We start from the raw sequence: 8,300 nt of genomic DNA on the forward strand, positions 1-8,300 counted from the left end.
CCGACGCCGACGCCGACGCCGACGCCGACGCCGACGCCGACGCCGACGCCGACGCCGACGCCGACGCCGACGCCGACGCCGACGGGCCTGGCTATTGGCTCACCGCGGCGGATCGCGGTCGGCCCCGAAGCAAAAGAGATCTGCACAGACGGGCACGGGTACTACGCTGTGGCCGTGCGTCGTGAACCTCTCAACCGGGCGTTGGCTGGATTCACCTCCACCATCTTCGCCGAGATGTCGGCATTGGCGGCTCGTACCGGCGCGGTGAATCTGGGTCAAGGCTTTCCCGATTTCGACGGACCACCCAGCATGCTGGAGCGGGCCCGGCGCGCGATCGCCGAAGGCGTCAACCAATATCCGCCCGGGATCGGCGACCCGGATCTGCGCAACGCGATCACCGAACACCAGCAGCGCTGGTACGGGATCGATCTCGACCCGGACAGCCAGGTCCTGGTCACCGCCGGTGCCACCGAAGGCATCGCCGCCGCCATGCTCGGGCTGCTCGAACCCGGTGACGAAGTGGTGCTGCTGGAGCCCTACTACGACTCCTATGCCGCCACGATCGCCTTGGCCGGGGGAGTGCGCCGTCCGGTCCGCCTGGAACCGCCCGACTTCGCCCTGCCGCGCGAGGCGATGGCGGCCGCGGTCGGTCCGCGCACCCGGCTGATTCTGCTGAACTCCCCGCACAACCCCACCGGGATGGTGCTGGGCCGCGACGACCTCGCCTTCATCGCCGAACTGGCTGTGCGCCACGACCTGATCGTGGTCACCGACGAGGTGTACGAGCACCTCACCTTCGACGGCGTCCCGCACCTTCCGCTGTCCACCTTGCCGGGCATGGCCGAGCGCACCATCACCTTGTCGTCGGCCGGCAAGACGTTCTCCGCCACCGGCTGGAAGATCGGCTGGGCCACCGGCCCGGCCGAACTGGTGGCGGCCGTCCGGGCAGCCAAGCAGTTCCTCACCTACGTCAACGGAGCGCCGTTCCAGCCCGCGGTGGCCGACGCGTTGCGGTTGCCGGACAGCTATTTCGACGACTTCCGGATGGCGCTGCAGACCAAACGGGATCGCCTGATCGGCGGGCTCGGCGCCGCCGGCATCGCCACGTTCCGGCCGTCCGGCACCTACTTCGTGGTCGCCGACGCCCGCAGCCTCGGCTTCGACGACGGCTACCAGCTGTGCCGAGAACTGCCTGAGCTCTGCGGTGTGGTCGCGGTCCCGATGCAGGTCTTCTACGACGACCCGGCGGGCGCCCGGCACCTGGTGCGATTCGCGTTCTGCAAGCGTGACGAGGTGCTGGACGAGGCGGTGCGCCGGTTGCGCACCATCGGTCCGAACTGAACCGGGACGAATCAGGCGGTCAGCCCGAGTCGGGCGAACCCCTCGACCAGGCCGGCCTCGGCGGGAGGCGGCACCACGAAGTCCGCCAGCGCCAGCACCGACTCGGGCGATCCGGCGATCGCCACCGCGGTATCGGCGTACTGCAGCATCTCCAGGTCGTTGAAGCCGTCGCCGATCGCGATCAACTGCGAGCGATCCACGCCGTAGTGCTCGGCGACCACCGCCATGCCGACCGACTTGTTGACATCCGCCAGGTACAGTTCGCCGGCCCGGTCACCCAGCGCGGCCATCGAGCTCGGCACCAGCCCGACCTCGGGGCTCAGCTGGGCGGCGAGTTGGGCGATCGGGATGTTGGAGTCGAAGCAGGTGACCTTGCTGAATGCGATGGACCCCGGATCGTCGACCACCTGGACGGTGCTGGTGATGTCGTGCCCGGTCCGTCCGGTCTCCGCCTCGCCGAGTTCCACCTGCAGCAGGGCCGAGATCCGCTCCGGCGATCCGGCCCGCGCGTAGACGCCTTCGGGCGCCTCCAGGATGTAGGCGACGTTGTGGGCGTCCAGCAGTCCGACCACCCGGGCGCCGAGCTCGGGGGAGAACCGCCGGTCGGAGAGCACCTGCCCGTCGAGTTCGACGTAGCCGCCGGCGGCACCGACCAGGCCGTCGAAGATCGCCCGGTTCTGGTCGCTGACCAGCGCGCGGGGGCGTCCGGTGCAGAGCATGATGCGGTGGCCGCGGTGCTGTGCGGCGTGGACGGCCTCGATGTGTGCCGGTGGGATCACCCCCCGATCGGCGAGGGTTCCGTCGAAGTCGATGAACACCAACCTGCCCACGGGCGAAGCACTCCTGAAATTAGACGTTTCAACTAAAAAGGAGTCTACGCCCACCGCCGCCGCGGCCACAATCGCTCCCTGCCACCGCGCTGCCCGACTGGCTCTGCCCTGCCTCCTGCGGGACGGCAGAACCAGCGAAGCCAGTGCTCGCAAGGTCGGGCGGAGCCGGTTGGGCGGCGGTGCTGGTGAGGTTGGGCCGAGCCGGTTGGGCAGTTCTCGTGAGGCAGGGCCGCAGGATCCGCGGGTGAGGGTGCCGGCAGACCGGGTCGGGCCCGGCTACCCTCACCGCTCGCCTAACTATTTGGGGCTCGCCGAACTCGGCGAGCCCCAAATAGTTAGGCGAGCGCTGATCGAGCATGTCCCGGCTGCGGCGCACCCGACGGGCGATCCGCGGCCCGCACCTTGCGCCGTACGTCCAGCGAGCGAGCGTGACCTTGCGCCGTACGTCCAGCGAGCGAGCGTGGGGGGCTCAGAAGTCCCAGTCGGAGTCCTCGGTGTTCACCGCTTTGCCCATCACGTAGGACGAGCCGGAGCCGGAGAAGAAGTCGTGGTTCTCGTCGGCGTTGGGTGACAGCGCCGCCAGGATCGCCGGAGACACCGCGGTGGCCTGCTTGGGGAACAGCGGCTCGTAGCCGAGGTTCATCAGCGCCTTGTTGGCGTTGTAGCGCAGGAACATCTTGACGTCCTCGGTCAGGCCGAGCGGGTCGTAGAGGTCTTCGGTGTAGGACTCCTCGTTGTCGTACAGCTCGTAGAGCAGCTCGAAGGTGTAGTCCTTCAGCTCGTCGCGGCGGGCCTGGTCGGCGTCCTTGAGGGCCTGCTGGAATTTGTAGCCGATGTAGTAGCCGTGCACCGCCTCGTCGCGGATGATCAGCCGGATCAGGTCGGCGGTGTTGGTCAGCTTGGCGTGGCTGGACCAGTACATCGGGGCATAGAAGCCGGAGTAGAACAGGAACGACTCCAGCATGGTCGAGGCGACCTTGCGCTTCTCCGGATCGTCGCCGTAGTAGAAGTCGAGCACGATCTGCGCCTTGCGCTGCAGGTTCTCGTTCTCCTCGCTCCAGCGGAACGCGTCGTCGATCTCGGCGGTGGAGATCAGCGTGGAGAAGATGGACGAGTAGCTCTTGGCGTGCACCGACTCCATGAACGCGATGTTGGTGTACACCGCCTCCTCGTGCGGCGTCCGGGCGTCCGGGATCAGCGAGACCGCGCCGACCGTGCCCTGGATGGTGTCCAGCATGGTCAGCCCGGTGAACACCCGGGTGGTCATCAGCTGCTCGTGCGGCTTCAGCGTCCGCCACGACGGGATGTCGTTGCTCAGCGGCACCTTCTCGGGCAGCCAGAAGTTGCCGGTCAGCCGGTCCCAGACCTCAAGGTCCTTGTCGTCCTCGATGCGGTTCCAGTTGATCGCCTGGACGCCACGCAGCAGGGTCAGTTTCTGAGTCATCGGTGTTCCTTGATGGGACGGTTGGTGGATGGTTCGGGGACGGTTCCTTTTCGGTTCGAGGAAGTGCCCCCTGAACCGGAAAGGAACCGTCCCCGGTGGTTCACAGCGCGCAGCTGACGCAGCCCTCGACCTCGGTGCCCTCCAGGGCGAGCTGCCGCAGCCGGATGTAGTACAGCGTCTTGATGCCCTTCTTCCAGGCGTAGATCTGGGCCCGGTTGAGGTCGCGGGTGGTGACGTTGTCGGGGAAGAACAGGGTCAGCGACAGCCCCTGATCGACATGCTTGGTCGCCTCGGCGTAGGTGTCGATGATCGCCTCAGGGCCGATCTCGTAGGCGTCCCGGTAGTACTCCAGGTTGTCGTTGGTCATGAACGGCGCCGGGTAGTAGACCCGTCCGATCTTGCCCTCTTTGCGGATCTCGATCTTGGACACGATCGGGTGGATCGAGGACGTCGAATGGTTGATGTAGCTGATCGAACCGGTCGGCGGAATGGCCTGCAGGTTCTGGTTGTACATGCCGTATTCGGCCACCTCGGCGGCCAGCGCGCGCCAGTCGTCCGGGGTGGGCAGCGCGATCCCGGCGTCGGCGAACAACCCGGCGACTTTCTCGGTGCGCGGCGTCCAGTCGCCCTCGATGTAGCGGACGAAGTACTCACCCGAGGCGTACGTGGAACGCTCGAACCCGTCGAAGGTCTGGCCGCGTTCCCGGGCGATCCGGCAGGATGCCGCGATGGCGTGGAAGGTCACCGTGTAGAAGTACATATTGGTGAAGTCCAGGCCCTCGTCCGAGCCGTAGTGGATGGACTCCCGGGCCAGGTAGCCGTGCAGGTTCATCGCGCCCAGGCCGATCGCGTGGCTCATCGCGTTGCCGCGCTCGATGCTCGGCGCGCAGGCGATGTTCGACTGATCCGACACCGCGGTCAATGCCCGGATCGCGGTCTCCACGGTGACCCCGAAGTGCGGCGAGTCCATCGCCTTGGCGATGTTCAGCGACCCCAGGTTGCAGGAGATGTCCTTGCCGGTCTCGGCGAAGGAGAGATCCTCGTTGTAGCTGGACGCCGTCGACACCTGCAGGATCTCCGAGCACAGATTGCTCATGGTGATCCGGCCGTCGATCGGGTTGGCCCGGTTCACCGTGTCCTCGAAGACGATGTACGGGTAGCCCGATTCGAACTGGATCTCGGCCAGGGTCTGGAAGAACTTCCGGGCGTTCATCTTCGACTTGGTGATGCGGCGGTCGTCGACCAGTTCCCGGTACTTCTCGGTGATCGAGATCTCGGTGAACGGCACCCCGTAGACCCGCTCGATGTCGTAGGGGCTGAACAGGTACATGTCCTCGTTGTCGCGGGCCAGTTGGAAGGTGATGTCGGGAATCACCACGCCCAGCGACAGCGTCTTGATCCGGATCTTCTCGTCGGCGTTCTCCCGCTTGGTGTCGAGGAACCGCATGATGTCGGGGTGGTGGGCGTTCAGGTACACCGCGCCGGCACCCTGTCGGGCGCCCAGCTGATTGGCGTAGGAGAACGAGTCCTCCAGCAGCTTCATCACCGGAATCACGCCCGAGGACTGGTTCTGGATCTTCTTGATCGGCGCCCCGGCCTCGCGAATGTTGGTCAGCGACAACGCCACCCCACCGCCGCGCTTGGACAGCTGCAGCGAGGAGTTGATCGCCCGGGCGATCGACTCCATATTGTCCTCGACCCGCAGCAGGAAGCAGGAGACCAGTTCGCCGCGCTGCGCCTTGCCGGCGTTCAGGAAGGTCGGGGTGGCCGGCTGGAACCGTCCGGCCATGATCTCGTCGGTCAGGTGCTCGGCCATCCGGCGATCGCCGGCGGCCAGGGTGAGCGCCACCATGCACACGCGGTCTTCGAAACGCTCCAGGTAGCGCGAGCCGTCGAAGGTCTTCAGCGTGTACGACGTGTAGTACTTGAACGCCCCCATGAAGGTCGGGAAGCGGAACTTCACCGCATAGGCGCGCTTGAACAGCGCCTTCACGAACTCGAAGTCGTAGAGGTCGAGCACCTGCTGCTCGTAGTAGCCGTGCTCCACCAGATAGTCGAGCTTCTCCTTCAACGAATGGAAGAAGACCGTATTGGTGTTGACGTGCTGCAGGAAGTACTGGTGCGCGGCCTTGCGGTCGGCCTCGAACTGGATGTTCCCGTCCGCGTCGTACAGGTTCAGCAGCGCGTTCAGCGCGTGGTAATCGACCTCGGAGGACACGGCCTCTAGGCCGGTGTCGGTGAGCACAGTGGTTGCCATAGTGAGATGAGCCCTTCGCGGACCGCCTCGACGTCGTCGGGCGTCCCCATGAGTTCGAACTGGTACAGGTGCGGCACGTCGCATTTGCGCGCCACGATGTCGCCGGCGATGCAGTAGGCCGCGCCGAAGTTGGTGTTGCCGGCAGAGATGACGCCCCGCAGCCAGACCCGGTTCGCCGGGTCGTTGAGGAAGCGGATGACCTGCTTGGGCACCGCCCCCTCGCCGTTACCGCCCCCGTAGGTGGGCAGGATCAGGACGAAGGGACGGTCGACCCGCAGCTGCGGATCGGTGGCGCGCAGCGGGATGCGCTGGGCTTCGAAACCGAGCTTGGCGACGAAGCGGTGGGTGTTCTCCGAGACGGAGGAGAAGTACACGACGTGCACCATGGATCTCTCCGTTCGGCTGGACTGCGGTGGATGGTGGGCCGATCGAGTCGGTCGTGGCGACCCGGGGGACGCGGCTGTCGCTCCATGCTGCGTCGTTCGCGGCTGCTGGGCAACCCCGGGTCCGTTCGTCGTCGGGTTCAGGCCGCCTGGACGCGGGCCGCGGTCGCCTTGATCTTGTCGGGACGGAAACCGGCCCAGTGCTCGTCGTCGGCGAACACCACCGGAGCCTGCTGGTACCCGAGCTCGAGCACCTGGGCCAGGGCCCGCTCGTCCGCGGAGAGGTCGACCACGTCGTAGGAAAGGCCGGCCCGGTCGAGCGCGCGGTACGTGGCGGTGCACTGCACGCAGGAGGGCTTGCTGTAGACGGTGATCGTCATGGCTGCGGGTCCTTCCGGAGATTCGGGTTACATCGGTGTAGTTCCATCGGTGTCAGTCACGGACACTACACATATGGGCCGCGGCGTGCAAGGACCACTAGATGTTGTGTTCAGCGTTTCGTGGCGCCGGTGTGTGGGCAGGCTTCAGCGCACTCGGCCGGGTGTCGCGGAGTCGTCGGACGCCGGACGGCGACGACGATCGACACCGCGGCTGAGCGGTGCGGGGTTGGGGAAGGAAGGTGGGCCGGAGGCAGGTCAGGCCGAGGACGGAGGCCCTTCGATCGGGGCCGTGCGGTGGCGCTCGGTGCGCTGCCGCTGCCGGGTGTTGGTCACGCAACTCTCCTTCGCGAGTTGTCCCGGGATTCCTGCCGGGCTCCCACGTGCCCACTCCTCCGGAGGCCGGATGGAGGGGCGATCGCGGGCCGACTCTACGTCACCGGACGGACGGTTCCGAGTCGCCCGGCGTGTCGTCGGCGTGTCCCCGGCGTGTCCCGGTCGGGGCGTCCGCGAGGAGCCCTCCGGCTCCGGTTGCTTGTTATGCAAGGTACCTGGTTATACAATGTCCTGATGCGGAACGATCCGGGGTCGTGGGGGTCCCAGCTGCGCAAGGGGGTGCTGGAGCTGGCCGTGCTGGGCCTGCTCGCCCGGCAGCCGCGGTACGGCTCCAGCCTGGTCGACGAACTGGCCGAGCGACCCGGGCTGGCGCTCAGCGCGGGCACCGTCTACCCGTTGCTGGCCCGGCTGGCCAAGGCCGGATGGGTGAGCGCGAGCTGGCAGGAATCGCCGGTCGGGCCGCCCCGCAAGTACTACGCGCTGACCGATTCCGGACGCCGCCGGCTCGCCGCGATGAGCCGCGAGTTCGCAACGGTGGCCGCCGCGTTGGATGACATCCTGAAGGGAGTTGGCTGATGATTCGATCGATCGAGGAACTCGGGCCGGAGGCCAGGGTGACCGCGCACAGGCTTCTGGACGCCGCCGTCGCCACCGTCCCTCGCGGGTTGCGGCCGGGCCTTCGGGAGGAGCTGACCGCCCATCTGCTGGAGCGGCTGGACGCCGGCGCCACGGCGGCCGAGGTCGAGGAGCTGCTCGCCGGGCTGCCGGCAGGCGACGGTGGGGCAGGGCGGCGGTGGCTGTCCGGGCTGCGGCCCGACGGGTTGCTGACCCGGATCGCCCAGACCTGGTGGCGGCCCGGCGATCCTCGGCTGTTCCTGCCGCGCGCGGTCGGGCTGGGCTGGGACCTCAATGCCGGCGCCGTCGCCGTCCGGCTCGGCTTGATCGAGCCCGACGCCGAAGCGGTCCCGTTCAGCTCCACCCCGGACGCCGCCTTCCGGCTGGCCGCCGGGGTGCCGATCGCGCTTGCCGGCGCGGTCGGGCTGCACTACCTGGTCCGCGGCCGGACGCTGCCGGACCGGCTGGCGGCGCATTGGGACGTCGCCGGGCGTCCGGATCGATGGGTGTCCAAGCGGCGGGCCGCGGTGACCGACAGCGCGCTGGCGGCCGGTGCCGCCGCGCTGGCCGGCTGGGCGGCGGGCAGTGATCGCTCAGGGCCGGCCCGGGCCGGTGCACTGGCCGGCGCGACGCTGCTGGCCACCCTGGGTGCCGGGGTGACCGTTGCCCGTCCGACGCGTGGCGGCGCCTGGCTGACGCCCGCCATGCTCGCGGCGC

9 protein-coding genes are annotated in these 8,300 nt (G+C 67.8%); 4 read left to right on the plus strand and 5 right to left on the minus strand.

The genetic code is table 11. The features are described 5' to 3' along the window. Together QM582_RS15610 and QM582_RS15615 are read left to right on the plus strand one after the other, a co-directional pair. On the plus strand, window positions 1-185 hold a 185-nt coding region (locus tag QM582_RS15610), incomplete at its 5' end, for a hypothetical protein (RefSeq protein ID WP_415085913.1). Between the two features lie 49 nt (window positions 186-234). Continuing rightward, complete coding sequence (locus QM582_RS15615; protein ID WP_415085928.1) at window positions 235-1,341, plus strand: pyridoxal phosphate-dependent aminotransferase; 1,107 nt, start codon at window positions 235-237, stop codon at window positions 1,339-1,341. Between the two features lie 11 nt (window positions 1,342-1,352). Here QM582_RS15615 and QM582_RS15620 read toward each other — a convergent pair whose 3' ends face one another. The 5 genes from QM582_RS15620 to nrdH form a co-directional block, all read right to left on the minus strand. Then, window positions 1,353-2,171, minus strand: coding sequence for an HAD hydrolase family protein (locus QM582_RS15620; protein ID WP_415085915.1), 819 nt, complete (start codon window positions 2,169-2,171; stop codon window positions 1,353-1,355). 469 nt (window positions 2,172-2,640) lie between these two features. After that, window positions 2,641-3,615: a class 1b ribonucleoside-diphosphate reductase subunit beta gene (nrdF, locus tag QM582_RS15625; RefSeq protein ID WP_415085917.1), complete on the minus strand. Its 975-nt coding sequence runs from the start codon at window positions 3,613-3,615 to the stop codon at window positions 2,641-2,643. Window positions 3,616-3,715: 100 nt separating this feature from the next. Then, window positions 3,716-5,872, minus strand: a complete 2,157-nt coding sequence (gene nrdE, locus QM582_RS15630) for a class 1b ribonucleoside-diphosphate reductase subunit alpha (protein WP_415085919.1) — start codon at window positions 5,870-5,872, stop codon at window positions 3,716-3,718. After that, a complete protein-coding gene (nrdI, locus tag QM582_RS15635; protein ID WP_415085921.1) occupies window positions 5,839-6,258 on the minus strand; it encodes a class Ib ribonucleoside-diphosphate reductase assembly flavoprotein NrdI in 420 nt (139 codons plus the stop codon). The genes nrdE and nrdI overlap by 34 nt, the downstream gene beginning before the upstream one ends. A gap of 137 nt (window positions 6,259-6,395) precedes the next feature. Then, window positions 6,396-6,635 carry a glutaredoxin-like protein NrdH gene (gene nrdH / locus QM582_RS15640; protein WP_415085923.1) on the minus strand — a complete coding sequence of 80 codons (240 nt, stop codon included), beginning with the start codon at window positions 6,633-6,635 and terminating at the stop codon, window positions 6,396-6,398. Between the two features lie 567 nt (window positions 6,636-7,202). On the opposite strand from nrdH, the gene QM582_RS15645 reads away from it, so the two are divergent. Both QM582_RS15645 and QM582_RS15650 read left to right on the plus strand, forming a co-directional pair. After that, window positions 7,203-7,544, plus strand: a complete 342-nt coding sequence (locus QM582_RS15645) for a PadR family transcriptional regulator (RefSeq protein WP_415085925.1) — start codon at window positions 7,203-7,205, stop codon at window positions 7,542-7,544. Further along, window positions 7,544-8,300, plus strand: a 757-nt coding sequence (locus QM582_RS15650) for a DUF1648 domain-containing protein (RefSeq protein ID WP_415085926.1), incomplete at its 3' end; no start/stop codon positions are given. The genes QM582_RS15645 and QM582_RS15650, both read left to right, overlap by 1 nt.

This window comes from Micropruina sp. (assembly GCF_047607385.1).
In the GTDB taxonomy this organism is placed as follows: Bacteria; Actinomycetota; Actinomycetes; order Propionibacteriales; family Propionibacteriaceae; genus Micropruina.